The sequence below is a fragment of the Stutzerimonas stutzeri genome (assembly GCF_024448935.1).
Taxonomy (GTDB): Bacteria; Pseudomonadota; Gammaproteobacteria; order Pseudomonadales; family Pseudomonadaceae; genus Stutzerimonas; species Stutzerimonas stutzeri_AO.
This window is the reverse complement of the sequence record NZ_JAMOIE010000003.1, coordinates 15,591-41,610: the sequence shown is the minus strand read 5'-3', so window position 1 is coordinate 41,610 and position 26,020 is coordinate 15,591. Positions and strand designations below refer to the sequence as shown.

The following is a 26,020-nucleotide window of genomic DNA, read 5'->3' as shown; positions in this document are numbered from 1 at the left end:
CTGGATACCCGCTGCTTGGTGCAGTCGGGAGCGCGAGGCGTTGCTGTGACAAATTGTAGGAGCCAGCTTGCTGGCGATCAGGGGCTATGCGGAACGGGTTAAGCAACGCCAGCAAAAACACAACGACCCTTCGCGCCTCGCCGCAAACGGAACTCTTCAGGCGCTACCGATCTCATGAGCAAATGACCAGCCATCTGAAGGTCTCGGTGGGCCAACACACCGACAAGGGCGTAAAGAAAACCAACCAGGATTTCCACGGCGTCTACATTCCCAAGGAGCCGCAACTGAGCAGCAAGGGCATCGCCATTGCCCTGGCGGATGGCATCAGCAGCAGCGCCGTCAGCCATATCGCCAGCGAATCCGCGGTTACCGGTTTCTTCGCCGACTACTATTGCACCTCCGATGCCTGGTCGGTGAAGACCTCGGCGCAGCGGGTGCTGATGGCAACCAATTCCTGGCTGCATGCGCAAGGCCAGCAGAGCCCCTATCGCTTCGACCCGGATCGTGGCTACGTCTGCACCTTCAGCGCGATGGTCATCAAATCGACCACGGCGCACCTCTTTCATGCGGGCGATTCGCGCATCTACCGCGTCCAGGGCACTGCGCTTGAGCAACTGACCAAGGACCACCGCCTATGGATCTCGGAAGACAAGAGCTACCTGAGCCGGGCGCTGGGCATCCACCCGCAGCTGGATATGGACTACCGCGCCGAGCCTGTCGATGTCGGCGATATCTTCATTCTCGCCACCGATGGCGTCTACGAGTACATCAGCGCGGCGTCGATGCTCGGCGCCATCGCGCACCATCCTGACGACCTGGACTCCGCCGCACGAGCCATCATCGAACAGGCCCTGGAACAGGGCAGCGACGACAACCTCACGGTACAGATCCTGCGCATCGACGCGCTTCCATTGCAGGAGGCCGACGAGCTTTACCAGCAGCTGACCGAGCTGCCCTTGCCGCCCATGCTCGAGGCACGCGCGGCATTCGACGGCTACACCATCGTGCGCGAGGTACACGCCAGCAGCCGCAGCCATGTGTATCTCGCCACTGATGATGAAACCCAAGCGCCGGTGATCATCAAGACGCCGTCGATGGACCTGCAACGAGACGTGCAGTACCTGGAGCGGTTTCTCACGGAAGACTGGGTGGCGCGACGCATCAACAGCGCGCATGTGGCCAAGCCCTGCTTGCAGACCCGCAAGCGCAACTACCTGTACAGCGTCAGCGAATACATCGAAGGCCAGACGCTGGCGCAATGGATGATCGACAATCCCCGCCCGGATCTGGAAACCGTGCGGGGCATCGTCGAGCAAATCGCCAAGGGCGTTCGCGCCTTTCACCGGCTGGAAATGCTGCATCAGGATCTGCGCCCGGCCAACATCATGATCGACGCCACCGGCACGGTGAAAATCATCGACTTCGGCTCCACTCGCGTTGCCGGCATCATGGAAGTGGCTTCGCCGATCGAGCGCAACGAGCTGTTGGGCACTGCCCAGTACACGGCGCCGGAATACTTTTTGGGCGAAGGTGGCAGCACCCGATCCGACCTGTTTTCGCTGGCGGTGATCACTTACCAGATGCTGACCGGTGCCCTGCCCTACGGTACTCAAGTTGCCAGTTGCCGCACCCGTGCGGCGCAGAACAAGCTCAGCTATCAACCGATCCGCGAACGCGATCGCGGCGTGCCGGCGTGGATTGATGACGTACTGCGCAAGGCGCTGCATCCGGACCCTTACAAACGCTATGAAGACCTGTCGGAGTTCGTCTTCGAGCTGCGCCAGCCGAACCAGGCTTTTCTGAACAAGGCGCGCCCGCCCCTTCTGGAGCGCAACCCGGTGCTGTTCTGGAAAGGCGTGTCTTTGGCGCTGGCCATTACCCTGATCGTGCTGCTGGTTCGTTAAGCAACCGCCTCACTCGGAGCGATGTGGCGCGTACACGTTAAGCGCGGGATCGGTGACGCCGTCCTTCGACGGATCGAGAATCCAGCGCAGTTGGGTCACCAGCTCCTCGCAATTCTCGCCACGCTGTTGCCAGTCCTGAAAGGCGATACGCGCCGCCGCCAGCGAGGCTTGCGCAATCTGCTCGATCTCGGTCGTGGCATCAGCGGGCTGCCAGTGATCGAAGACCGATTTGAGCGCATGCTGCGCTTCGTCGGCGCCCAGCTCGCCGTCGGCCCAGCGCGACGTGATGTCCTGCGCTTGCTGCAGCGCGGTCACCGAGGGGTTGGACGATTCCATTGTCGGGTCACCTCCAGCTAATGCTTGTATTGCTTGGAGTCCGGGCGCGTTCGCAAATTCGCCCCGCCGATCAGCCGACGCGCGATCGCTGCAGCGTTGCCCACGGAAAAAACCTCGCCAACAGCAGTGATTGTACTGCTGTAGAGCGGCGCTCCTTTCTTTTATGATCCGCTCAGTGAGAAGCACGGCGGCCCGTCCGCAGCTACCTTCGCAGCGGGAGCTCGGATTCGATCCTCGTTCCACACCACCCAGCCCTGCCACAGAATCATGAAAATTTAATGAACCCTGATGGCTGCGCGCAGTCAGTGCAGTCTGCAGGACTACGGGGTCACTGGCCCAACCCAGGGAGAAAGCATCCTCCCGCTTACGATCGGCACATCCGGCGCCTACTGTTCGACTTGTCGAAACGCGCTGCTGGCGCACCTCGCCAGCCCGGAACTCCGCTTATGTTCGGCCCGTTCATCAGGGCCTCCATTTTTGCCAGCGCGAACATTACTCATGCCCCTATCACGTCATCTCGTTGCACTTTTATCCCGTATTTGCTGGTCCGCTACTCAACGCCGCGCCTTTAGCGCCGGCCTGGTGGGTACGCTGCTGGCGGTCATCACGCCAGCCCACGCTCAAGAGGCGGGCAACGACCGCTGGGTCAGCGACACCTTGAGCACCTATGTCCGCAGCGGGCCCACCGACGGCTATCGCATCGTTGGCAGCCTCACCTCCGGTCAGAAGGTCGAGCTGCTGGATACCAGCGGAGACTACAGCCAGGTTCGCGGTGAGAACGGCGATCGTGTCTGGATCCGCAGCAGCGACCTGCAGGAAGTCCCTGGCCAGGCCGAGCGCCTGCCGCAACTCGAGCAACGGGTTACCGAGCTCAGCGAAGAACTGAAAACCATCGATGACTCCTGGAAGACGCGCGTGCAGGGCATGCAAGAGACCCTGGATTCACGCAAGGCGCTGATCGATGAACTGGAAGCACGCCGCCTGGCCCTGGATGAAGCCCTCACCGCTACCGAATCGGAATTGCGTGACGCCCAGGCGCGGTTAGGCGACGAAAACAATCAGGTGTTGATGCGCTACATGGTCTACGGCGGCAGTATCGCCGGCGCAGGGCTGCTGGTCGGGCTGATCCTTCCAGCCATGACCCGTGGCCGCAAGCGCAACGATCGCTGGTTCTGATGCTATGATCCGGGCTCAGCTCGGTTCCGTAACCCGCTCAGACTCAGACCGGCCCAGTGACTGAAGCCTGCTGGGCCATACGCGCGCTACCGGCACGCTTCGTTCGGCACCCACTTGCCCGTCGGAATGACCAGCACTGCGGGGCGGCCACGCGCAATGCGGCAGGTCCCCGCCGCGCTTCACTGCCAAGTTGGGTGTGGTTGGTTACTCGACTCGTTCCGTTCTGCAGCTTGCTAAAGAATTCGTGCTGTCTGGCTGCGTATCGGATAGAAGTAGTTCCCTACCGGAACGCCCGTCAGCAATTCGGATCCAACTCGACAATCGCTGCACCTCCCTCAAGGACCCGCCCATGGCCTCATTGCTACAACGCACATTCAACGTAATCGCCAGGAAAGAGCACGAGCTGCTCGACAGCTGGACCCGCGAACTCGAAGGCAGCGGCCTGTACCGCAACGTCAAGATCGAAGAGTTTCGCCAGCAGACTGCCGACTTCATCCGTTTGCTGATCGAAGGCGCTGGCCAGGCTGAATCCACTGATCTGCGGGCGGGAAACTGGCAAGAGATGCGCCTGTTCCTCGAGCAGCTGTCCCACAGCCGCGTCCTGCTGGGGTTCGATTCGCAGCAAACCGCTGGCTTCATCTTCTCCTTCAAGCGTCCGTTGCTGCCGCTGTTGCAGACCGAATACGCCGATGAGCCAGGGATGCTGGCCGAGCAACTTTGGGCGCTGTCCGAGCTGATCGACCAACTCGGCCTGCACACGGTGCGCACCTTCCAGAAATCCCGGGAAGCGGTCATCAAGCGCCAGCAGGAAGAGCTGCTCGAGCTGTCCACGCCTGTGGTCAAGCTGTGGGATGGCGTCCTTGCGCTGCCAATGATCGGCACCCTCGACTCGCAACGCACCCAGGTGGTGATGGAGTCGCTGCTGCAGCGCATCGTCGATACCGGTTCCGAAATTGCCATCATCGACATCACCGGCGTGCCAACCGTGGACACACTGGTGGCGCAGCACCTCCTGAAAACCGTTACTGCGATCCGCCTGATGGGCGCTGACTGCATCATCAGCGGAGTACGTCCGCAGATCGCGCAGACTATCGTGCACCTGGGCCTCGACCTTCAGGGCATCGTCACCAAGGCTTCTCTTGCCGACGCGCTGGCGCTGGCGCTGCGTCGCTCCGGGCTGACCGTAACCAAGGCGGTGTAATGGAGCGCATCCCGATACTCCGCATGGGCGAGTTCCTGCTCGTCACCATTCAGGTCGACATGCACGATCAACTGGCAATGACCTTGCAGGACGACCTGGCCGAACGCATCAGCGCAACATCCGCCAAAGCGGTGCTGATCGACATCTCCGCGCTGGACATGGTCGACTCGTTCATTGGCCGCATGATCAGTTCGATCTCCGGTCTGTCGAGCATCATGGACGCGGAGACAGTCGTCGTCGGCATGCAACCCGCCGTTGCGATTACCCTGGTCGAACTGGGCCTGACATTGCAGGGCGTCAGCACGGCGCTCAATGTCGAGAGAGGCATGCAGTTGCTGCATAAGCGGATGGCCGATAAATGACCGTGCGCCGCAGCGGCAGCACTCCGGTACGGATCGAACAGGACGTGGTACTGGCACGGCAGGCGGTCCGCAAGCTGGCTCAGGATTGCGGCATGCGCCTGATCGATCAGACCAAGCTGGTCACCGCGGTCAGCGAGTTGGCCCGTAACACCGTCGTTTACGGCGGCGGCGGCGATATGGACTGGGAAGTCCTGGACGAAGGCCCACGAACCGGCATCCGGCTGACCTTTCGTGACCAGGGTCCAGGCATAGCTGACATCAAACTGGCCTTGACCGATGGCTGGACCTCTGGCGGCGGCCTGGGGCTTGGGCTGACCGGTGCCAAGCGCCTGGTGGACGACTTCGAGCTCGACAGCACGCCCGGCGTCGGCACCCGCATCAGCATCACTAAATGGTCATGAACATTCAGGGGTCAATGACCACCGTCCTGCCGATCGAAGACGAAAGCCAGGTCGGCCATGCGCGACGCGTCGCGCAATCGCTGGCCGTTGGGTGTGCATTCGATGAGACCGATGCCGGACGCGTCGCTCTGGTGGCTACGGAGCTGGCAACCAACTTGCTCAAACATGCACAGCATGGAGCTTTGCACCTGCGCAGAATCCCGGCGCAGAGCGGACAGGGCATTGAGCTGATCGCGGTCGACCGTGGGCCCGGCTTCAACCCCAACCAATGCCTGGCCGATGGTTTTTCCACCGGCGGCACTCAGGGGACCGGGCTCGGTGCGTTGATGCGTCAGGCACAGCTGTTCGATATCCATTCCGACAGCAGAGGCTCGGTGGTACTGGCGCAGTTGTACCGCCGCCACGTTTCGGCCCTGCCCCTTCGATTCGGGGTCAGTCAGCATTCCCTGAAGAACGATCCGGCCTGCGGCGACGTCTGGCACCTGGCTGTGGATGGCCCACGCCTCAGTGCGCTGGTCATCGACGGCATCGGGCATGGCGAAGACGCTGAGGAAGCCGGTCTGGCCGGGGCCGCCGCGTTCGCCGAGGACCCGTTTGCCGACCCCACGATCAGCATGCTCGACATGCACCGGGCGATGACCGGCTCGCGGGGCGGCGCAGCGGCTATCGCCCTGTATGACCTGGGCAAGGTGTGTTTCGCCGGAATCGGGAACATCGGGGCGTGTCTGCTGACCCCTGAAAAAAGCCGCGGCCTGGCCTCGCACCCCGGTATCGTCGGCTCGCAGTTCCGCAAGGCTGTAGCGTTCGATTATCCGGTCGACGCTCAACAATTATTGATCATCTACAGCGACGGCTTGCAGTCGCGTTGGGACCTGCGCGACTACCCCGGCCTGGTGCACCGCCACCCGGCGATTATTGCAGCGCTGTTGCACCGCGACTTCTGCCGTGGTCGAGATGACGTGACGGTCATGGTGATTGCGCTGGAGGAGCTCGGTGACTGACTCGAACAGGAACGACCTCATCGAACAGCTGCGCAGCGAGAACGATCTGCTACGCGCCGAACTGGAGGAAACCAACCAGGGCGTCCTCGCGCTCTATGCCGAACTCGACACCCAGGCCGAGCAGCTCAGACAGGCGTCGGACCTGAAAAGCCGCTTTCTGTCCTACATGAGCCACGAGTTCCGTACACCCTTGGGTTCCATTCGCAGCATTACCCGTCTGCTCAGCGATGAGCTGGACGGCCCGCTCAGCCCGGAACAGCACACGCAGGTGTCGTTCATCAATGGCGCTGCTGGCGAGCTCAGCGACATGGTCGACGACCTGCTCGATCTCGCCAAGATCGAAGCCGGCCGCATCACCATATCGCCCGCCTGGTTCGACATGCTGGATCTGTTCGCCGCCTTGCGCGGGATGTTTCGCCCGATCGTCGATGCCAGCGCGGTGGACCTGATTTTCGAGGAGCCACACGACATGCCGCGGCTCTACACGGATGACAAGAAGCTCGCCCAGATTCTTCGCAACTTCATCTCCAATGCGCTCAAGTTCACCCAGAATGGCGAGGTGCGCATTTCTGCCTGTGCCGAGGGTGAAGGCGAGGTTCGCTTCGCCGTGACGGACACCGGCATCGGCATCCCGGAAGACTTGCACGGCAATCTGTTCGAAGACTTCGTGCAGATCGACACGCCGTTGCAGAAGCGTCTGCGCGGCACCGGCCTGGGACTGTCGCTGTGCAAACGCTTCGCCGAACTGCTGGGTGGCCGCGTTGGCGTCGACAGCCAGCCGGGGGTGGGATCGACGTTCTACATAATCATTCCCGTGGCGATCTCCACGGAGCGCGCTGATGGAGCATAAGAGCCGGCTGCTGATCGTCGACGACAACGCGGCCACACGCTACGCAATACGCCGGGTGCTCGAGCGCCACGGTTATGCCGTGCTCGAAGCCGGAACGGGCACCGAAGGACTGGGCCTGATCGCCACCGAAGCGATCGACGCGCTGATCCTCGATGTGAATCTGCCGGACATGAGCGGCTTCGACATCGTACGGCAGCTGCGAACCGATGACCGCACGCGGCTGCTGCCGGTCATTCACGTTTCCGCAGCCTCGATCCAGACCGGCGATATCATCACCGGCCTGGATGCGGGGGCCGACGCCTACCTCATTCACCCCGTCGATCCCGACGTGCTCCTGGCTACGCTGCGCACACTGTTGCGGGTGCGGGACACCGAGCATGCGCTGCGTGAAAGCGAGGCACGCTTTCGTGAAATCTTTTCCCAGGTCGCGGCGCCCATCGCGGTGATCGACCCGCAACTGCAAATCCACGAAAGCAACCGTGCGCTGGCCCTGCTGCTGGGCAATCAGCCGGAACCCTCTGCGCTTACGGCAAGCCTTGCCGAGGGGCAGCAAACCAAGCTGCTGACACTGCGGGCGAGCCTCGCGAGGGGGGCTCGCTGGCATGACACCTTGTTCATTCAGGTGGCTGGGGAGCGTCGCGAGACCGAATGGCAGGTTTCGCCATACCGGGCCTCTGAACTCGGGTTGGTCGTTATCGAAGACATTACCGAGCAGCGTCAACGCGAGCGTTCGCAACGGCAGCAACTCGACAACGCCACCAACGAGCTTGCCCGGGAAGTTGCCGAGCGCGTCCGCACCGAAGGGCAGCTGATGCAGGCGCAGAAAATGGAAGCGCTGGGCAAGCTGACCGGCGGCATCGCGCATGATTTCAATAATCTGCTGACCGGGATCATCACCGGCATCGAGCTGCTGAAGAAACGCTTGCACGAAGGCCGCACCGATGCGGTCCTGCGCTTTGCCGACACCGCGCTGAATTCGGCACGCAGCGCCGCCTCGATGACCAATCGTCTGTTGGCCTTTGCCCGCCAGCAACCCCTGGATGCGCGGCCAGCCGACCTCAACGACCAGATCCGCTCGCTCGAAGAGCTGTTGCAGCGAACCATCGGCGAGCATATATCGCTGAATCTGGAGCTGTCCGAGCAAGGCGCGGTGGCACAGGTTGATGCCAACCAGCTCGAAAGCGCCATCCTCAATCTGGTTATCAACGCACGCGATGCCTTGCCCCGTGGCGGCAACATCAGCATCCGCACCGCGAGCGTGCGGTCAGAGGGCGATGCGGACCTGGCTGATGGAAACTATGTCGTGCTGACAGTGGAGGATGACGGCACCGGTATCGCACCGGAAGTGCTTGGCAAGGTGTTTGACCCCTTCTTCACCACCAAGCCGCTTGGCCAGGGCACAGGCCTGGGATTGTCTTCGATCTACGGGTTCGCCCGACAGTCCGGTGGCGAAGCCAGGCTTAGCAGTGTTGTCGGCGAAGGCACGGAAGTCTCGCTGGTGCTACCCGCCGCCACTGCCACCCAACCGACCGCCGCCTCGGTCAGCGAGACGCCGCTGGGCAACGGCGAGCACGTACTGATCGTCGAGGACATGCCGGCAGTCCGCATGTTGGTAGCCGAGATGCTGAGCGAGGCTGGCTATCGGTGCAGCCAAGCCGCCGATGCCGCCACTGCGTTGTCGGTGCTGCAGGACGACACCAGCGTCGATCTGCTTTTGACGGACGTGGGCCTTCCACAGCTTTCCGGACGGGACCTGGCTGATGCAGCGCGAACTCATCGCCCGGCTCTACCGGTACTGTTCATGACGGGTTACGCCGAGAACGCGGTGCGCCGAGATCGCTTTCTCGCTGCCGGAATGGACATGGTGGTCAAGCCATTCCAGATCGGCGAGCTGCTCGGCAAAGTGCGACAGCTGCTCGATCAGTCAGCAACGCTCGCTGCTGGCTCATCGGGCTGAAGCACCAGCGCCGCTATTTCTGGTTCTTGCCAGCCTTGTCAGCCGCGATCAGGTCTCCCCAGTCGCCGAACTCATACCAGTCGTCGCCCATCATTTCAGCCGGATGCTGAGTCCTACCGGCACCATTGCCGCAGGCCAGCGAGTCGGCGGGGCAATAGCGATCGCAACCCCAGCAGATGCGCTCGGGATGCGGCGGGTTGAGTGGGAATTTCTTGGCCATGCAGGCCTCGGGATTCGCTTGAAGGAAGCCCTCAGGCTAAACAGGCCTCCGCTGGCTGAACTTGACCAGGCTCAAGATCGGCCATTCCCGACCAGTTCGTAGCGGCTTGGCTGCGCGCCCAAGCGCATCCCTTGGCCATCCGAGTTGCCCTTCTTCGCACGTCGCGAGCTGAACCCAGGCCAATCGAGCCGCTCTGCTTAGTCATTGCCGCAATCAAGCGGCCGCACCAAAGGGCCCGTTTTTGCCACGACTTCAGGCTCGTTGCTGCCTCGAATATCGCCTATCGCGACGGTTCGCCGAGAGAAGCACGGGCTGGGCAAGATCGGCTTCGAAAGCGTCACCTTGATCGGCTTGTGTTTCGCCGGCGTGGCCATGGTGCTCGGCAAAAGCCAGCTCGGCTGAGCGCGGTCAAAACAACCCGAGTTGTTCGTCGACCAACGCGCTGAAACTGTCGTTGACGAACGGCAGGATGGCATCGGCGATGGGGTGCAGCTGGCGGCTGACGTAATGGTCATAGTCGATCGGTGCGCGCCGCACTTCCAGTGGTTCGGGGCCGGCCACGGTGATCACGTAGCTGATCCAGCCGCCATTCTGGTACTGCCGCTGGCGACCCTGCCGCAGGTTGTATTCATCGGCGATACGGGCGGCGCGCACATGCGGCGGGATGTTGCGCTCATAGTCGTCCAGGCGCCGACGCAGGCGCTTGCGGAAGATCAGCAGCTCGTCCAGCTCGCCGGCCAGCGTGCGCTGGACGTAGCTGCGCACGTAGTCCTGGTAGGGCTGGCGATTGAAGATCAGTCGATACAGTTCCTGCTGAAACTGCTGGGCCAATGGCGACCAGTCGGTGCGCACCGTTTCCAGCCCTTTGAAGACCAGGCCATCACTGCCATCGGCGCGGGTGACCAGCCCGGCATAGCGCTTCTTGCTGCCCTCCTCCGCGCCGCGAATGGTCGGCATCAGAAAGCGCTTGAAGTGGCTCTCCAACTGCAACTCCAGGGCGCTATGCAGACCGAACTCGCGCTGCAGCTGCTCGCGCCACCACCGGTTGATCTGCTGCACCAACCCCTTGCCGATGCGCGCCGCGTCCTCGTCGCTGTGGGCGCGCTTTAGCCAGACGAAGGTGGAATCGGTATCGCCGTAGATTACGCTGTAGCCCTCGGCTTCGATCAGCTCGCGGGTGCGCCGCATGATCTCGTGGCCGCGCAGGGTAATCGACGAGGCCAGCCGCGGATCGAAGAATCGGCAGCCGCTGGAACCGAGCACGCCGTAGAAGGCGTTCATGATGATTTTCAGCGCCTGGGACAGCGGCTTGTTGCCTTCGCGCTTGGCCGACTCGCGGCCTTCCCAGACGCGCTCGACGATGGCCGGCAGGCAATGCCGCGTACGCGAGAAGCGCGCACCACGGAAGCCCGGCACCGAGTCGCCGTCTTGCGGTTGGCGCATGCCTTCGACCAGCCCCACCGGATCGATGAGAAAGGTACGGATGATCGAGGGGTAGAGGCTCTTGTAGTCCAACACCAGCACCGATTCGTACAGACCCGGTTGAGAATTCATGACGAAGCCGCCAGGGCTGGCCTCGGGCGGCCGCTCGCCGAGGTTCGGCGCGACGAAGCCCTGGCGGTGCATCAGCGGGATGTAGAGGTGCTCGAAAGCAGCCACCGACCCGCCGCTACGGTCGGCTGGCAACCCGGTGACGGTGGCTCGTTCGAGCAAAAACGTCAGCAGTTCGGTCTTGGCGAAGATGCGCGTGACCAGTTCGCAGTCCTTGAGGTTGTAGCGCGCCAAGGCCGGCTTGTCCTCGGCGAACATGCGATTGATTTCGTCCATGCGCTGATACGGCGTGTCGATCGCCTTGCCCTCACCGAGCAAGGTCTGGGCGACATTTTCCAGGCTGAACGAGGGGAAGCTCCAGGTGGCCGAACGCAGGGCCTCGATGCCATCGATGATCAGCCGGCCCGCCGCCGCGGCGAAGAAATGGTTGCCTCGGCTACCGTGCTCACGCCAGGCCATTTCTTCCCCGCCACGGCCCAGGCGTAGCGGCACCTGATAGCGCTGAGCCTGATCACGCAGCACCCGCAGATCGAACTGCACCAGGTTCCAGCCGATGATGCCGTCTGGGTCATGCCGTGCCATCCAGCCGTTCAATCGTTCGATCAGCTGTTTGCGGCTGTCGCAATATTCCAGTTCGAAATCCACGCCGGAGCCATCGCCGTTGGCCGGGCCGAGCATGTAGACCTGCCGCTGGCCGCAGCCCTCCAACGCAATGGAATACAGCTCGCCGCGCATGGTGGTTTCGATATCCAGCGAGACGAGCCGGAGCTGCGGACGATAGCCCGGTGCCGGTTTGATCTGCGCCTCCAGCAGCACACCGTCGGCATCCGGCTGGCCGGTAAAGCTCACCGGTGCGGTGATGAAGCGCTCCATCAGGTAGCGCTCCGGCGGGCGGATGTCGCCCTCGTACACATCCAGTCCTGCATCGCGCAGGCGCTTCTCGAGATTCATCAACTGACGGTGCTGCTTGCAATACAGGCCGACCACCGGGCGATGGCGGAAATCGATCAGGTTCAGCGGCCGCAGTTCGACGTCGCGCTCGCCTTTGAGCAGCAATTCGACCTTGCGCTGCTGCGTCGCCGGAATGAAGGCAACCGAAGGCTGGTATGGCACGCGCAAGCGGCGTGGGCCGGTATCAGTCGCCAGCCAGAACTCCACTTCGGTGCCGGCCGCCGTATCTCGCCAATGCCGGGTCAGCACGAAACCCTGCTGCAGATCCACCGTTCGCGTACCTCACCCATTCGAAGCCGCCCATTCTACGTGGCATCAGCGCCTCGAGGGCGGCAGCGCGACGGGACAACTCATAGGATGTCTTTTCTGGTAAATCCGCTGGGATGAGAACACGGGCTCGTTTGCTCTCTGGCTGCTGGCGTGCGAACGCTCAACCACCAGGGACATCGGTCGCCGTGTGCTGCGCTCTACGTCAATACGCGCGACCGAGCTTCGGCAAGTGAGGTAGCTGAGCGCCGTTCCTTTCTACCGAGCTCGCTCTTACCGGCTGGCGTGCGGCCCGTACGTTCTACTCGCTCAGGCGCCCGACGCATCCTCGCCCAAATGGATCACTCGCGCCGCGCGCAGCATGCACTTGGTCATTTCGGGCGGTGAAAACTTGGTCAGAATGTCATTGGCACCGGCGGCCTTGGCCTTGTCGGTGCTGATGGTGCTGTCCAGCGAGGTGTGCAGCAGCACGTAAATCGAGGCATAGTCGGGATGCTTGCGCAGTGCCTGGGTGAAGGAATAGCCGTCCATTTCTGGCATCTCGATATCCGAAACCACGCAGTTGATCGCCTCGTAGCCATCCTTGAGGCTGTCGAGTTTCTCGAAGGCTTCGCGGGCGCTGCGCACCGCATGGCAAGTGATGCCCATCGTGGTCAGCGCCGATACCGACATGTGAATGGCCACCTGGCTGTCATCGACGATCAGCGCGCGGGTTTCGGTGAGCAACTGCGCGTCCTGGTCATCCAGCTGAGAAATGTCGGCCTCGCCCGGGACCGGGGCGATGTTGTGAATGACCTTTTCCACGTCGAGGATCTGGATCAGTTCGCCATCCACTTCCGCCGTCCCGGTAATGAACGAGCTGGCGCGCGCGCCGTAAGGCGGCGGCAGGACCTTCGACGTCTGGACATGCACGATCTTGACCACTGCCTGGACGTGCAAGCCCTGTTTGGAACGGCTGATCTCGGTGACGATCAGGCAGCCGCCTTTGGGGTCCTGCAACGGCGCCATGCCGATAGCCAGGCTGAGGTCGATCACCGACAACGGCTGGCCCCGCAGCGTGGCGACGCCCCGTACATGGGGATGCGATTCGGGCAGCCGGGTCAGCGACGGCGTCGGAATGATTTCGCTGACCTTCAACAGGTTGATCGCCATTTGCTTGCCGCTGCGCAGCGTGAACAGCAAAAGCGATAAGGCGTCGCTAGCGGATGCGTTGTTCATGAAGGGTCCTGTGGAAAGCCGGTCTCGTGCCGAGATGTAACCTCGCTACAGCCTTGTCGGCTGCCGCGCGCAAATCTTCAGTGGAATCGCCGCAGGCCCGACGAATTGCCACCGCTCCCCTTGATTCAACAGCGCTCGAACACCGCCGCGATACCCTGCCCGCCGCCGATGCACATGGTCACCAACGCGTAGCGGCCCTGAATGCGCTGCAGTTCATGGATCGCCTTGACCGCAATGATTGCGCCGGTCGCGCCCACCGGATGACCGAGGGAGATACCCGAACCGTTGGGATTGACCCGCGCCGGGTCCATGCCCAGCTCCTGCATCACCGCGCAGGCCTGGGCGGCGAAGGGCATCCACCGTTGCCACGCGCGCCAGGTAACCATCGCGCGGTTCGGTGGGGATCACGTTGCCCATCACCACGTGGCCCACAGCGTCAGCGGGCGTACCGGAGCGTTCCAGCACGCCGCGGCAGGCGGTAGTGGCGAGGGCGATCAGGTCGACATCTTTCAGCGCACCGCCAAAGGAGCCGACCGGGGTGCGCACGGCACCGACAACGACGATTTCACGTTCAGCCATGGGGACCTCTTCGAAGCAGGGAATCAGGCGCGCCGCCAGGAACCGGCGCAGGGAATCGCCCGACCCTAGCGAAGTCCGGCTACGCAACAATAGCCATCGGCGCAGAACCGCTGTGCAGCATTGCAGAACCGGGCGGTCAGCCCGCGTCGCCAACCTGAAAAGTCAGGCGACCATGGCGTGGCTGGGTGACCCGCCTTATGGCGCCGGATGCGGTTGCGGGGCCATGGCGTCGGAGGCGATCAGCTCGCCATGGGCGTGGCGCCCGGCCTTATCTGCCCGTTTGCGCGCACTGATGGTGGCCACGCACTGGTCATCATTGTTGAGAATGACGATGCACTCCAGACACTGAATACACTCGTCATAATCGATGCGCCCGTCACGCTTGATCGCGCCGATCTCGCAGTGATTCTTGCAGTGCTGGCAGGGTTGGCCGCACGCATCGATGCGCTTGAGCCAGGAGAACAGGTGGAACTTGCCGAGCATCGCCAACCCCGCGCCCAGCGGGCAGACATAGCGGCAATAGAACTTGTGCACGAACAGACCCAGCCCGAGCAGAACCACGGCATAGAGCACGAACGGCCAGGAGCGCACGAAGAACAGGGTGATGCTGGTCTTGAACGGCTCCACTTCGGCGAGCCGCTCGGCCAGCGTCAGCGAATAGAAGGCGGTCGGGACCAGACCGATGAGAATCAGGTACTTCAACCACTGCAAGCGCTGATGGCGCCGATCAGAGATTTTCCACTGGCGGATGCGCAGGCGCTTGGCCAGCCAGCCGAGCATTTCCTGCAGCGCACCAAACGGACAGAGCCAGCCACAGAACACGCCACGACCCCAGATGAACAGGCTGACAAAGGTGAAGCTCCAGAGGATGAATATCACCGGGTCCATCAGGAATACCCGGATATCGAAGTTCTCCCCCAGCGCCAATAACAGGGTGAAGATGTTCACTACCGAGAGTTGGCCCTGGGCATACAGGCCGATGAACACCAGCGTGAACAACAAAAAACCGGCACGGAACAGATGGAAACCACGGCTGTGCCGGCTGATGCGATGTTGCCAGATGAATACTGCGCTCAGCAGGATCAGCGATACGGCAAGCACGCCGATCGGCCACCTGCGCTCCTGCCACATGCGCAGCCAGATGGGCGCCGGCTCGGCAGCAACCTGTGCCTCTTCAATGTTGAATAGCTGCTGGTCGAGCTGAAAGTCACGGGTGAACTGCGTGCTGCTTTGCATCAGATGGTTGCGCTGCAGGTTCACGTTCAATCGCAATCCAGCAGGCTCGGCAGGGTTGAACGCACTGTGCGTCTTGATGCGGAAGATCTGCACCTCGACCTCTTCGAGCGGCGTGTCGAGCAGGTCCGTCACCGCGCCGTTGTTGAAATTCATGTCATACAGGTCAATGGTGTGGTCGTTCTGCATCAGTACCAACCGGCTGGGCGATGTGGCTGGCACGAAGTCGTCCGGCACATGGCGATACATACCCGAGGAGAGCACCAGCACCGCTTGCTCGCCGGCTTTCAATTCCTCGTTGAGCTTGGCGAAGCCGGCGTCGCCCAACAGATTGCGGCCAATGCTCGGCGCGTTCAGGTAGGCAAAGTAGAGGTCGGTGAAGGGCTGCGTATCGCTCTCCGGCTCGATACCCAGGTATCCCTCAATGGAATGGCCCAAGGCACGTTCGACCTCCTCGCGGCTGATCGTCCAGTGCTGGAGATAGCCACGCTGCAGCAGCTGTGACCAGTCGAGCGGTTCATAGAGGTCGGGCTTGGCCGTGGCCAAGGGTCCGCTGGCATATCCTTCGAGCAGCTTGCGGGCCACGCTCAGGGCCGACAGCAAAACGGTTTCATTGAGGATCACTACCGACACCGTGGCCTTGCTCACTCCATCGATGCGGGCAATCGACTCACTTTCGCTCGCCCCACCGCCCACCACAATGGGTATGCCAATCGATTTCTGTTGGTACTGGTCGACGAAGTCGAACAGCGGCTGTTCCCCAAGCCCGTGCAGGAAAACCGGCTCGTGATGCTCCAGAACCTTCACCCCGGCCAGCACACCCTGGGTGTCCATGCCGATCAGCAGACGGATCGGTTTGCCGGAAAAGCCCTGCAGGTTTGAGTAATCGGTGGACTCGAAGGCATAGCCGAGCAATTCGTCCAGCTGATAGACGCTGTACACCGGCGGATTGTCCTGCTTCGGCTCGATGCGCGTGGATTTAGGAAAAAGCTGCTGGATCTGCCCGTCCAGCTCCTGTGCGAACAGCGTCGGGCTGACCAGCACGCTCAGCAGTACAAGCATGCGGAAAAGAAGGCTGGCGCGGCGAGTCATGGATGCCTCTTGGCTGTTGTTATACAGCCATGCTACCCACCGCTCGCGCCCCTGCCATGCGACTTGCTGACTGGAACCCCAGTACTTCAGTCTTAGATTCTGATCGTCAGCCGTGAACGATCGTTTTCACCCGGTTCGATATGCGCCCGTCGCCCAACGCCTTGGGCACGGAACGATGCACGCCGTCAGCGGGCCCAAGCTAGACAACCCAAACGGAGGCCCAGCGATGACCAAGGCAGTCAAACCGGACGCCGAACAACCCTACTTCGACGCCCCTGCCCATATTCCTGACGGTAGCGATCACCAGATTCCGCACAGCCACCGGCTGGTCTACCGCGACCACGAGGTGATCGTCCACCTCACCGGCTATGAGTACGAGACCTTTGGCGAGACCCTCTGGGCCGTGGGTGCCGAGGTGGTCAAGGAATCGGAAATCGTCGTCCCGGTGAGCGTCGATCAGACGCAGCATTACCGCAGCTATGACGAAGCTCTGGCGCAGGGCACGGCGCTGGGCAAGCGGCTGGTCGACGGGCTCTGACCGGCGTCCGCCAAACCTCTGAACAGTAGGCCGCAGCATGCGGCCAGACCAACCAGCCAACGGGAGAATCCATTCCATGAACGACAACAACGCGGTGGTGCGACACGACGAGTCCCAGCAGCGCTATGTCCTTGTAGTCGACGGCAAGGAACTGGGCGTCGCCCGTTATCAGGACGAGAGTGACCGTCAGGTCTTCACCCACACGGAGGTCGATGCGAGCCTGGAAGGCCAGGGCATGGGCAGCCAACTGGTTCGCGAAGCACTCGACGACGCCCGTCGTCGCGGCAAGCGCATCGTGCCGATGTGTGAATTCGTTGCGGCCTATGTGAAGAGGCATCACGCTTGGGACGACATCATCGCCGCGCAATAAATCCACGCGGACGGGCAAGCATTTACCGCTCAGGCGAGTACCATGCCGGCCCCGAACCGAAGCGCTTCGCATGACCTGTACCAACCGCAAGATCGATCACCTTCGCCGGCAAATACCGGGTTTCGCCTGCGAACCCGGCTGCCACGATTGCTGTGGCCCGGTCACCGCCTCCTCGGAAGAAATGGCCCGCTTGCCGCACAGGAGCGTTGCCGAGCATGACGCGGCGATGGCGCACTGGAACTGCGTACACCTCGGCCCGAACGGCTGCGAGGCTTACGAACAGCGCCCGTTGATCTGTCGGCTGTTCGGCACCACGGCCAGCCTGCCCTGCCCGCGCGGCCGCGGTCCGGAAATCCCCACGACACCCGGGGTGGAAAAGCAGGTGCACCAACTCATCGCCAGCACCCGTCAATTGCTGGTTTAAAGGCGTAGTCCGAACGACATCACGAGAGACACGATGAAAAACGAACTGCGGATCGAAGACATCCGGCTCGGCGACGGCAAGGCCGTGGCCAAAGGCGCCCTGATCAGCACGCAATACCGTGGCCAACTCGAAGACGGCCGTACCTTCGACTCGTCCTCTGATCGCGGCAAGCGGTTTCAGTGCGTGATCGGCACCGGTCGCGTTATCCAGGGTTGGGACCTGGGGCTCATGGGCATGAAGGTTGGCGGCAAGCGCAAGCTTTTCGTCCCCGCCCACCTCGCCTATGGCGACCGGCAGGTAGGTCAGCACATCGCACCGAACTCGAACCTGCTGTTCGAGATCGAGCTGTTGGAAGTGCTGACCCGTGACGACTGAACATGAGAGTGATGTCTGAGCAGGCATACCAAACGCGGCATCCGCCCGCTTGCGGGATTGAATTGAGAGAGCAGCCAATCCCGCGGCCGCTCCCAACAGGCGCGATTCATACCGATGACGGCTGCAGCCCGAGCGGCAGCCGTCAAGCAGGTCAGGCGTGGGCCGGTTGACCGCTCGCGGCAGTAGTCGACGACCGGGCGCTGCCCATGGACTCGCTCACCACGTCACCCAGCATGTCGGCAGTAATGGCGCAGAGCGTCCAGCCGAGATGGCCGTGGCCGGTGTTGTAGAACACACAGGGTGAGCTGCCGCGTCCGACCTTGGGCATCATGTTCGGCATCATCGGCCGCAGGCCAGCCCAAGGCACCACGCTCTGAGTACTGACGCCGGGGAAACATTCGGCCACCCAGTCCACCAGCGGACGGATCCGATCGGCGCGGATGTCGCGGTTATAGCCGTTGAACTCGGCGGTGCCGGCTACCCGAAGGCGGCTGTCACCCAGCCGGCTGGTGACCAGCTTGGTTTCATCGTCCAGCAAGCTGACGGTAGGCGCTGCTGCGCGACTGGTCTCGTCGTTGAGGTTGACCGTGATCGAATAGCCCTTCACCGGATAGATGTTCACCCGATCGCCCAGTTGGGCGGCCAACGCGCGGCTGGCGGTTCCGGCGCATACGACGATCCCGTCGAACTGCAGATTTTGTTCTCCGCCAGGCGCTGCGATCGTCACACTCGCGCCCTTGCCGTCAGTCGCAACCCGACCAACATCCTGTCCGTAGCGGCAATCGACGCCAAGGCGAATGGCCGCCTCGGCCAGCCCGTGGGTGAACTTGTGAATGTCACCGGTGGAATCGCATTCGGTGTAGTAGCCGCCGTAATACTGCCCGGCCAGGGTTGGTTCTATCACGCGCATCTCATCGGGGGTCACGCTACGCCGGGGCAAGCCACCCTGTGCCAGCAATGTCGAGACTTTGCCGGCATGCTCGAAACCGGCCTTGTCGCGGTAGATGTGCAAGATGCCGGCCTTTTTCAGGTCGAAATCGATGCCCTCTTCCTCGGCCCAGGCGAACAGGTGCTCCCGAGCGGCAATAGCCATGCGGGCCGTTTCGATGGTGTTTTGGCGGTACTGCGGGATGGAGCCGATGAACTCGGCGAACCAGGACAGCTTGTGCCAGCTGGGCTTGGGATTGACCAGCAGCGGTGCATCGCTTTTGAGCATCCACTTGATGCCCTTGAGGATGGTCGACCAGTGATTCCAAACTTCGGCGTTGGAGGCGGACAACTGACCGCCATTGGCAAACGAGGTTTCCATCGCTGCATAGCGATGCTTCTCCAAAAGAGTGACAGCGAAACCACGCTTGGCCAGCGCGTAGGCAGTGGTGATGCCGGTGATACCGCCACCAATGACAGCTATCTTTTTCATGCGTGCAGCTCCAGAACGTCAAGGGTCAGAGCCCGTCCGCGACATGCGGATCAGGCGCCCCCTCTGTTCTGGACCTGAGAGTTTCACGAGCGCCGCTCGCTTGCTCCTTCGGTGCGACGGGCGACGACGGGCCCGGCGGCTCTTCAGAGTTCACCTGTGATAACGGTCCTTTTGCCTGAGAGTTTCCGGGGCGGTTGCTCCTTCGGCGCTGCACACGACCAAGCCGCTGCAGTCTCTCCCGATATCACTTCTTTGCCATGAGCGGCTGCTCACGGCAGTTCTTCCCTTACAGCTGTTGCACAGTGCGCGCCAAGCGACACTCGCTCGCCGCGGCTGACTGCAGCCACTCTACCGGATCTGAAATTGCACAGCTACGGTGCAACAATCAGCGCGCGTTGCAGCTACATGCGCGTTTCTACCGCAGTTTCGGGACAGAAGATAGCCCCGCCCCATCGCTGCTTGGCCTCAGCCGCCGACCACCTCAATCAGCTGGCTCAGGTCGACCGGCTTGGTCATATGAATATCGAAGCCTGCAGCCAAGGCTGGCCGCCTCGATGACGGTTCGCAGATCCACCTGCTCCTTGCGCAGAACCCGCTTGCCAAGCGAGATGTGGGAGATGTCGAACAGATCGTCGAGCAGCAGCGCCATATGCCGCACCTGCCGTGCCGCTCGATGATTTGCTGACTGCGGAGTTTTTGCGCATCGCTTGCCGCCGCAGAACCGGAAATCAAGCGATCATTTGACGGCTACATTGTACTTGGAAACCCGGGTGGCAAACCGGTTCCATTTGCACCTTGGGCGGTGCCGTGCCATACCCGAGCAGGAATGCATCAATACTAAGATCACGCAGGAACCAGCCCAATGCTTGAACTTCGCCCGAGCTGTGAATGTTGCGACGCTGATCTACCGCCCGGATCGCGGCAGGCGCTTATTTGCTCTTTCGAATGCACCTTTTGCGTGAACTGCGCCGCTTCGAAGCTGGCCTTCATCTGCCCCAACTGCGGAGGGGAACTGGTTGCCCGGCCGCGCCGCCCCGTCGCCAAACTCGCCACCCACCCGCCCACGGATCAACGCGTATACAAGCCGCTGGGCTGCGATCCGGCGGGTTGAAAACCGCTCGAGCCGCACACTCTATAGCGCAAGAAGGCCCGCACATGGCGGGCCTCCCGGTCTTGCTGGCGACTGCTTACTTCGGCAGCTTGAAGGTGATGAAGCTGGCGCGGCCGTCGCGCAGTACCCGCATCGATACTGAACGATTCTTCGGCAGGTCCTTGACCACCTGGCTGAACTTCTTGACGGAATCTATCGCTTCGTTGTTCAGGTGCGTGATGACATCACCCGGACGCAGGCCGATCATCGCTGCCGGGCCCGGCCTGATGTCGTTGATCACTACGCCACCGGAAATCTCCAGCGCCTTACGTTGCGCGTCGGAGAGTTCGGTCACCGATACACCCAGGCGGTTATCGCTCTGGCTGTTGATGCTCGAACCCTCTGCAGAGGCCAGCACGTCGCCATCCTCGGGCAGCGCACCGATGTCAATGTTCAGGGTCTTGCGCTGGCCATCTCGCACCACTTCCAGCTTAGCCTTGCTGCCTGGCTTCATCGCGCCAACCAGATGCGGCAAATCACCGGACATATCGATCGATTTATCATTAACGCTCAAGATCACGTCGCCAACTTTCAGGCCGCCCTTGGCAGCCGGACCGCCATCCATCACCTGGGCGACGAGCGCACCAGCAGGACGCTCCAGGCCGAAGGATTCGGCGAGGTCCTTGTTCACTTCCTGAATGACGACACCAAGCCAACCGCGGCTGACCTTGCCGTCTTCACGCAGCTGGTTGGCCACGTCCATGGCGACGTCGATCGGGATCGCGAACGACAGGCCCATGAACCCGCCGGAACGGGTGAAGATCTGCGAGTTGATGCCTACCACCTCGCCGTCGAGATTGAACAGCGGGCCTCCCGAATTACCCGGATTGATCGCCACGTCGGTCTGAATGAACGGAACATAGCTTTCGTTCGGCAAGCTGCGACCTTTGGCGCTGACCACGCCTGCTGTCACCGTGTGATCGAAACCGAACGGAGAACCGATCGCGACCACCCACTCCCCTGCTTTCAACTCTTCGGAGCTGCCAATCTTCACGGTCGGCAGGCCGTCCCCTTCGATTTTCAGCAAGGCCACGTCGCTGCGCGGATCGGCCCCTACGAGCTTGGCCTGCATCTCGCTACGATCCGGCAAGCGCACCATGATCTCATCAGCGTCGGCCACGACGTGGTTATTGGTCAGGATGTAGCCGTCCTCGGAAATGATGAAACCCGAACCGAGCGACTGAGCTTCGCGTCGACGCTCGGGTAACTGAGGTATCCCGCGCTCGAAAAACTCGCGGAACATGGGCGGAATGCCCTCAAGATCGGGTATTTGTGCCTGCGCTTGGCCTCGCACCGGCTGCTTCTGCTTGGTGCTGATGTTCACCACTGCGGGCGAAGCATCCTCCACCAGAGGCGTGAAGTCCGGCAGGTCGGCGTGGGCAATGAGCGTCTGTCCAAACAGCGCTACACCGGCCACGGCAGCCAGGAAGTTTCTACGAAGAATCATAGGGACTGGTCTCTCCACGATGAAAAAATGGGTTAAACACGACCGGTCTCGCGCCACAGCCGATTCCTGGTCAAAAAAAAACAGCGGGTTGCCGCATGCACAATGGCTAACTCTAAGCTGACAGCCGGTTTGCGGCAAACCCACCCAAGGGAGCTGGCTGTTCCGTCAGCCTGAACCAGACTTTACGCCGAAGACAGTCAGCTGGGTGTGTAGCGGGCGTAAAGGAAAAGTAAGGTTTCAACCGCAGCGCCCTCGCATTCAACGTCCCAAAGCTCTATTTTCCCTGCTGGTTTGAGGTGTCCAACAGTCCGGCGGCGTCTGCAGCCTGACACACCCGCTGATAGTCGTCCGGCATTGTCAGCGCCGCCTCTGCACGTCTGAGTGCCATCGCGGCATGTCGGTTCGCTGCAAGAGCAACCGCCGCGTCGCCGAGTCGACCCAATGACGCCAACGCTTAGCGGGCCAGCGCCTCGACCGTTGCGGGCAGGTCACGCATGTCATTGATCACGGCGGCCACGCCCAGCTCACGCAACGCTTGGTCATGCCCAGCTGGAATGTGGCTGGCGCCGGTAAAGCCGATCACCTGCATGCCCGCGGTGCGCGCCGCCAGCACGCCGGTCGGGCTGTCTTCGACGACCAGACAATGGCCAGGCGCGACGCCCATGCGCTCGGCAGCCAGCAAGTAGACGTCGGGCGCCGGTTTCGGTGAACGGACCATTTCGGCGCAGAAGATATCGCCGGCCACCCGTTCGGTCAGGCCGGCACGCTGCAGCGATGCTTGAACGTTGTGCAAACGGCTGTTGGATGCCACCGCCAGCGGCAGCTTGATGGCCAGTAGCGCTTCGCGCACGCCTGGGATCGCCTGGACTTGTTCCGCCACGATCCTCTCGCCCTGCCGGCGTAGATCGGCGTCGAAAGTCTCCGGCATGGTCAGGTCGAAGCGTTTTTCGATCAGATCGATAATGCTCGGGACGGTCAGGCCGAAGGTCCCTTGCAGCGCGGCATGCAGCTGCTCGGCGGGCACATGCAGGCTCAGGGCCTCGAACAGGACGCGGTGGCTGATGACTTCACTGTCGACGATCACACCGTCGCAGTCACTGATCAGCAGGTCGATAGAGGCCATCGGCTCTCCTGAAGGTTGATGCGCAGTTGCGCGCGGCGACTCTTGGCTGGAGACAGCGGTTGGACTGCGCTGCGGACACCAAGTTTTGTTAGCCGCTTACTAATCGAACCGAGCACAACGCGCATTTTCTTCAATACCGCGGCAGTTCCCGCTCCTATCGTCGCGCTGATGTTCATGCGTACTTTCAGGAGCTTTCGATGAGTCTTTTGCTGTCCATGGCCGCCTTCGCGCTGGCTTCTTCCATATCGCCCGGCCCGGTCAACATCGTCGCGCTCAGCGCTGGCGCGCAGTTCGGTTTGCGGCCAGCCATGCGCCACGTCAGCGGCGCAACCATTGGTTTCACGCTGCTACTGTTGTTGATCGGGCTGGGCCTGAACGAACTACTCGATCATTGGCCCTGGCTGACCGAATCGATCAAGCTGGCTGGCGTGGCATTTCTGCTGTACATGGCGTTTCGGCTGGCCGCAGACAACGGTCGCCTGAATGCAGACAAGCCTGCGATGCGGCCGACGCTGCTGTATGGCGCAGCGATGCAGTGGCTCAACCCCAAGGCCTGGCTGGCCTCGGTAGCGGGCATGGGCTTGTTCGCTGCCGCAGGCGACGCTTCCTCAGTCTGGCGCTTCGCAGCGATCTACTTCGTGATCTGCTATGCCTCACTGGCGTGTTGGGCGTATGCGGGCACCTTCCTGCGGCAACATCTCGACAAGCCCGCACGGGTACGGCTGTTCAATCGATTGATGGCATCGCTGCTGGTCGCCAGCGCGGCTTACCTGCTGCTGACCTGACGGGTGTCGTGGCGCACGTTTCGGCTTCCTGTTCGATAGTGCCCGGGCGTGGCAGCCAGCAGTTGCTTGAAGGCGCGCTGCAGGTGCGCCTGGTCAGCAAACCCCGCATCCAGCGCCACATCTGCAATAGGCCGGCCACGCCGCAGCTCGGCTCGCGCAAACTGCACGCGCCGATTGGTCAGATAGGCATGTGGGGTCATCCCGAACCGTTTTTTGAAGGCGCGGATGAGGCTCGACGGCGAGACGCCTGCCATGAGGCTGATCTCGCCCAGTTTGAGGGAGCGCTGATAATTGTCGGCGATGAACTCGGCGGCACGCTGCAGTTTCAGGTCACTCTCCGGGACGCCGACTTCGAGCCCCAGTCGCTCGTGCGACAGAGAGAAGAAAGATAGGGCGGCGGTTTCCTTTTGCAGCAAATCGGCGTTGTCGTCGATGAGCACTGTATGAAAGCGGCTAAAGGCCGACTGTAGCAGCGGATCGAGGGTCATTATTGGGGCGAAGCAGCGAAAGCCTGCTCCACCCATGCCTAAGTGGTCTTGCAGCTGACTCAACCAGCCAACATCGACATAAAGCATGCGATACGCCCAAGGCTGGTTCTGGATCGGATTGCAGGCATGTACGTCGCCGGGGTTCATTAGCACCAGGGTGCCGGCTTCGACGCGGCACTGATGTTCACCGTTGATGTAAGTACTGGCGCCGCTGTCGATCAACCCGATGGAGAAGGTTTCGTGGCTGTGCCGCGCATAACAGACGCGGCGGCCATCTTCCACAGTGCGCGACTCGATGAACGGCAGCGCCTCGTCGCGCCAGAAGCTGGAGCCAGAAGCTGAACGAGACTGGGCGAAGATTTGCTGATGCATGGTCGAATCTGTAACGGCAGTTGGGAACCTCAGCGTAGCCGAAAACGGGGCGATTGATTGGCAACCTGCTGTGTTTCGGCAAGGCGAGCGATGGCCTTCGGGGCAACGGGAACGGCCATCAGAGAATTTCCAGACCCTCGCACTTGTAATTACCGATGAAGATATCGTCCTGCAGCACCTCGCCGTCGAGGTTGAAGCAGAACAGGTAGCTCTCGGTTCGATCACCGATCTCGACGCTTTTCAGGCCAACGCACTCGTTGGGATGGCCCGGCAGGATCTTGAACGATGAAATGCCCCGCTCAGGAACACGCTGACCGACCTCAAGGGTCCGGATCTGGCTGAAGTCTTCGCTGGCCATAATCAAGGTGTTGGCGCCACGCTCCCGCTCATCGATCGCCTCGTCGAATGGCTCGGTCGAGATCTTGCGCGGAAAGAAAAGCCATTCCCGGCGATACGGGTGCCACTCGGCCGCCTCGTGGATCACATAGCCGTCCGGCCCGACGCCCAGCGCGTCGCGGATGCGTTGATAGCGCTCCGACCAGTCCACGCTCTGTACGGCGTAGTGGCGGTCGAGCAACTTCACCCACTCCTCAGAGGCCTTCTTGCCGTGGCTGCCGACGACCAATTGGTCGTTGTAGAGCGTTGCCCACTCCGCTTTGAAACCCTTGAAGGCTTCGTCGCCGCTGCCGGTCATGAGAATGTTTCGAGGCACCAGCTGGTTCTGGTCGCGGATTTCACAGACCAATCCAGTGCGGTCATCGAAGGTCACCAAGCGCTTGCCGAACATGGCCAGCTCGGAGAATTCAGCGCCGCGCCCGCCCTCGGCGATCAGGCTGACCAGCTGAACTCGCCGCCCTCATGCTCAGGGATGTCCTCGAAACGGTAGTTTGGCTTGCCCGTTTGCAGGTCGACGTCACGGTGCAGTCGATCATGCCGCAGGGTCGATTGCCAGGCGATTTGGCCGCTGTCCAGTTCAACCTGGGACGCGTGGTCTTCATCTGTGATGATCGCCAGCAAGTATTCACGGGTGGTGCTGTCGTAGCGTTCGAGTCGCCGAACGTCGAAGTGCGATTCGCTCATGAGGTCAGGTGCTCGTCGCTGTTTGGCGCCACCGGCACGCCCGGTGGCTCGTCAGGTTTCGGACAGCGGCAACCTCGCAAGTTCACCGGCAGTCATCAGCACCTCAGCGGCTGCAGAACGGCTGCGTCTGTTTTACTGTCGGACCTGAA

General features: G+C 61.8%; 27 protein-coding genes, 2 pseudogenes and 2 riboswitches. Of the genes and pseudogenes, 15 read left to right on the top strand and 14 right to left on the bottom strand.

Annotated features, from left to right (window positions below; genetic code table 11):
• Positions 1-182: 182 nt before the first annotated feature.
• The gene (locus NA637_RS01405; protein ID WP_256070642.1) at positions 183-1,904 is read left to right on the top strand and encodes a bifunctional protein-serine/threonine kinase/phosphatase; all 1,722 of its coding nucleotides are present in this window, start codon (positions 183-185) and stop codon (positions 1,902-1,904) included.
• Positions 1,905-1,913: 9 nt separating this feature from the next.
• Here the strand turns inward: NA637_RS01405 and NA637_RS01400 are convergent, their stop codons facing one another.
• Complete coding sequence (locus tag NA637_RS01400; protein WP_256070641.1) at positions 1,914-2,240, bottom strand: hypothetical protein; 327 nt, start codon at positions 2,238-2,240, stop codon at positions 1,914-1,916.
• 498 nt (positions 2,241-2,738) lie between these two features.
• Here NA637_RS01400 and NA637_RS01395 point away from each other — a divergent pair, with 498 nt between their 5' ends.
• From NA637_RS01395 to NA637_RS01365, 7 genes are all read left to right on the top strand, one after another.
• Positions 2,739-3,416, top strand: a complete 678-nt coding sequence (locus NA637_RS01395; RefSeq protein WP_256070640.1) for a TIGR04211 family SH3 domain-containing protein — start codon at positions 2,739-2,741, stop codon at positions 3,414-3,416.
• A 349-nt stretch (positions 3,417-3,765) separates the two neighbouring features.
• Positions 3,766-4,617 carry an STAS domain-containing protein gene (locus NA637_RS01390; protein WP_256070639.1) on the top strand — a complete coding sequence of 284 codons (852 nt, stop codon included), beginning with the start codon at positions 3,766-3,768 and terminating at the stop codon, positions 4,615-4,617.
• A complete protein-coding gene (locus NA637_RS01385) occupies positions 4,617-4,979 on the top strand; it encodes an STAS domain-containing protein (RefSeq protein WP_046163671.1) in 363 nt (120 codons plus the stop codon). The genes NA637_RS01390 and NA637_RS01385 overlap by 1 nt, the downstream gene beginning before the upstream one ends.
• Positions 4,976-5,380: an anti-sigma regulatory factor gene (locus tag NA637_RS01380; protein ID WP_256070638.1), complete on the top strand. Its 405-nt coding sequence runs from the start codon at positions 4,976-4,978 to the stop codon at positions 5,378-5,380. Before NA637_RS01385 ends, NA637_RS01380 begins: the two co-directional genes overlap by 4 nt.
• Complete coding sequence (locus NA637_RS01375; protein WP_256070707.1) at positions 5,377-6,381, top strand: ATP-binding protein; 1,005 nt, start codon at positions 5,377-5,379, stop codon at positions 6,379-6,381. The genes NA637_RS01380 and NA637_RS01375 overlap by 4 nt, the downstream gene beginning before the upstream one ends.
• Positions 6,374-7,231, top strand: a complete 858-nt coding sequence (locus NA637_RS01370; protein WP_256070637.1) for a sensor histidine kinase — start codon at positions 6,374-6,376, stop codon at positions 7,229-7,231. Before NA637_RS01375 ends, NA637_RS01370 begins: the two co-directional genes overlap by 8 nt.
• Entirely contained in the window at positions 7,221-9,188 is a 1,968-nt protein-coding gene (locus NA637_RS01365) for a response regulator (protein WP_256070636.1), read from the top strand. Before NA637_RS01370 ends, NA637_RS01365 begins: the two co-directional genes overlap by 11 nt.
• A gap of 13 nt (positions 9,189-9,201) precedes the next feature.
• On the opposite strand, the gene NA637_RS01360 is transcribed toward NA637_RS01365, so the two are convergent.
• Entirely contained in the window at positions 9,202-9,408 is a 207-nt protein-coding gene (locus NA637_RS01360; protein WP_045426672.1) for a DUF3079 domain-containing protein, read from the bottom strand.
• 261 nt (positions 9,409-9,669) lie between these two features.
• Between NA637_RS01360 and NA637_RS01355 the strand changes: the two genes are divergently transcribed.
• Positions 9,670-9,810 (top strand): hypothetical protein, encoded by a 141-nt coding sequence (locus tag NA637_RS01355; RefSeq protein WP_256070635.1) that lies wholly within the window; start codon positions 9,670-9,672, stop codon positions 9,808-9,810.
• A gap of 6 nt (positions 9,811-9,816) precedes the next feature.
• On the opposite strand, the gene NA637_RS01350 is transcribed toward NA637_RS01355, so the two are convergent.
• From NA637_RS01350 to NA637_RS01330, 5 genes and pseudogenes are all read right to left on the bottom strand, one after another.
• A complete protein-coding gene (locus NA637_RS01350; RefSeq protein ID WP_256070634.1) occupies positions 9,817-12,180 on the bottom strand; it encodes a DNA polymerase II in 2,364 nt (787 codons plus the stop codon).
• Positions 12,181-12,486: 306 nt separating this feature from the next.
• Positions 12,487-13,395: a chemotaxis protein CheV gene (locus NA637_RS01345; protein WP_256070633.1), complete on the bottom strand. Its 909-nt coding sequence runs from the start codon at positions 13,393-13,395 to the stop codon at positions 12,487-12,489.
• 125 nt (positions 13,396-13,520) lie between these two features.
• A pseudogene (locus NA637_RS01340) lies at positions 13,521-13,745 on the bottom strand (acetyl-CoA C-acyltransferase); the annotation flags it as partial.
• 64 nt (positions 13,746-13,809) lie between these two features.
• Positions 13,810-13,974 (bottom strand): annotated as a pseudogene (locus NA637_RS01335) (acetyl-CoA C-acyltransferase); the annotation flags it as partial.
• Positions 13,975-14,169: 195 nt separating this feature from the next.
• On the bottom strand, positions 14,170-16,299 hold the full coding sequence (locus tag NA637_RS01330; protein WP_256070631.1) for a NosR/NirI family protein: 2,130 nt from the start codon (positions 16,297-16,299) through the stop codon (positions 14,170-14,172).
• Between the two features lie 226 nt (positions 16,300-16,525).
• Between NA637_RS01330 and NA637_RS01325 the strand changes: the two genes are divergently transcribed.
• From NA637_RS01325 to NA637_RS01310, 4 genes are all read left to right on the top strand, one after another.
• A complete protein-coding gene (locus tag NA637_RS01325; protein WP_256070630.1) occupies positions 16,526-16,837 on the top strand; it encodes a hypothetical protein in 312 nt (103 codons plus the stop codon).
• 76 nt (positions 16,838-16,913) lie between these two features.
• Positions 16,914-17,207, top strand: a complete 294-nt coding sequence (locus tag NA637_RS01320) for a GNAT family N-acetyltransferase (protein ID WP_256070628.1) — start codon at positions 16,914-16,916, stop codon at positions 17,205-17,207.
• A 70-nt stretch (positions 17,208-17,277) separates the two neighbouring features.
• Complete coding sequence (locus NA637_RS01315; protein ID WP_256070626.1) at positions 17,278-17,631, top strand: YkgJ family cysteine cluster protein; 354 nt, start codon at positions 17,278-17,280, stop codon at positions 17,629-17,631.
• Between the two features lie 33 nt (positions 17,632-17,664).
• Positions 17,665-18,006: an FKBP-type peptidyl-prolyl cis-trans isomerase gene (locus NA637_RS01310; protein WP_256070624.1), complete on the top strand. Its 342-nt coding sequence runs from the start codon at positions 17,665-17,667 to the stop codon at positions 18,004-18,006.
• 151 nt (positions 18,007-18,157) lie between these two features.
• On the opposite strand, the gene NA637_RS01305 is transcribed toward NA637_RS01310, so the two are convergent.
• Together NA637_RS01305 and NA637_RS01300 are read right to left on the bottom strand one after the other, a co-directional pair.
• Complete coding sequence (locus NA637_RS01305; RefSeq protein WP_256070622.1) at positions 18,158-19,426, bottom strand: D-amino acid dehydrogenase; 1,269 nt, start codon at positions 19,424-19,426, stop codon at positions 18,158-18,160.
• A gap of 61 nt (positions 19,427-19,487) precedes the next feature.
• Positions 19,488-19,575, bottom strand: a riboswitch (glycine riboswitch).
• 4 nt (positions 19,576-19,579) lie between these two features.
• A riboswitch (glycine riboswitch) is annotated at positions 19,580-19,677 on the bottom strand.
• Positions 19,678-19,907: 230 nt separating this feature from the next.
• Complete coding sequence (locus NA637_RS01300) at positions 19,908-20,075, bottom strand: hypothetical protein (RefSeq protein WP_256070620.1); 168 nt, start codon at positions 20,073-20,075, stop codon at positions 19,908-19,910.
• Between the two features lie 213 nt (positions 20,076-20,288).
• Here NA637_RS01300 and NA637_RS01295 point away from each other — a divergent pair, with 213 nt between their 5' ends.
• Positions 20,289-20,537: a DUF1272 domain-containing protein gene (locus NA637_RS01295; protein WP_256070618.1), complete on the top strand. Its 249-nt coding sequence runs from the start codon at positions 20,289-20,291 to the stop codon at positions 20,535-20,537.
• A gap of 76 nt (positions 20,538-20,613) precedes the next feature.
• On the opposite strand, the gene NA637_RS01290 is transcribed toward NA637_RS01295, so the two are convergent.
• Both NA637_RS01290 and NA637_RS01285 read right to left on the bottom strand, forming a co-directional pair.
• Positions 20,614-22,023, bottom strand: a complete 1,410-nt coding sequence (locus NA637_RS01290) for a DegQ family serine endoprotease (RefSeq protein WP_256070616.1) — start codon at positions 22,021-22,023, stop codon at positions 20,614-20,616.
• 454 nt (positions 22,024-22,477) lie between these two features.
• Positions 22,478-23,146 carry an HAD family hydrolase gene (locus NA637_RS01285; protein ID WP_256070615.1) on the bottom strand — a complete coding sequence of 223 codons (669 nt, stop codon included), beginning with the start codon at positions 23,144-23,146 and terminating at the stop codon, positions 22,478-22,480.
• A gap of 197 nt (positions 23,147-23,343) precedes the next feature.
• On the opposite strand from NA637_RS01285, the gene NA637_RS01280 reads away from it, so the two are divergent.
• Entirely contained in the window at positions 23,344-23,931 is a 588-nt protein-coding gene (locus NA637_RS01280; protein ID WP_256070614.1) for a LysE family translocator, read from the top strand.
• Here NA637_RS01280 and NA637_RS01275 read toward each other — a convergent pair.
• The 3 genes from NA637_RS01275 to NA637_RS01265 form a co-directional block, all read right to left on the bottom strand.
• A complete protein-coding gene (locus NA637_RS01275; protein ID WP_256070613.1) occupies positions 23,913-24,791 on the bottom strand; it encodes an AraC family transcriptional regulator in 879 nt (292 codons plus the stop codon). The genes NA637_RS01280 and NA637_RS01275 overlap by 19 nt on opposite strands.
• A 118-nt stretch (positions 24,792-24,909) precedes the next feature.
• Positions 24,910-25,584: a hypothetical protein gene (locus NA637_RS01270; RefSeq protein WP_336605490.1), complete on the bottom strand. Its 675-nt coding sequence runs from the start codon at positions 25,582-25,584 to the stop codon at positions 24,910-24,912.
• A 35-nt stretch (positions 25,585-25,619) separates the two neighbouring features.
• Positions 25,620-25,871, bottom strand: a complete 252-nt coding sequence (locus NA637_RS01265) for a hypothetical protein (protein WP_256070609.1) — start codon at positions 25,869-25,871, stop codon at positions 25,620-25,622.
• Positions 25,872-26,020: the final 149 nt, after the last annotated feature.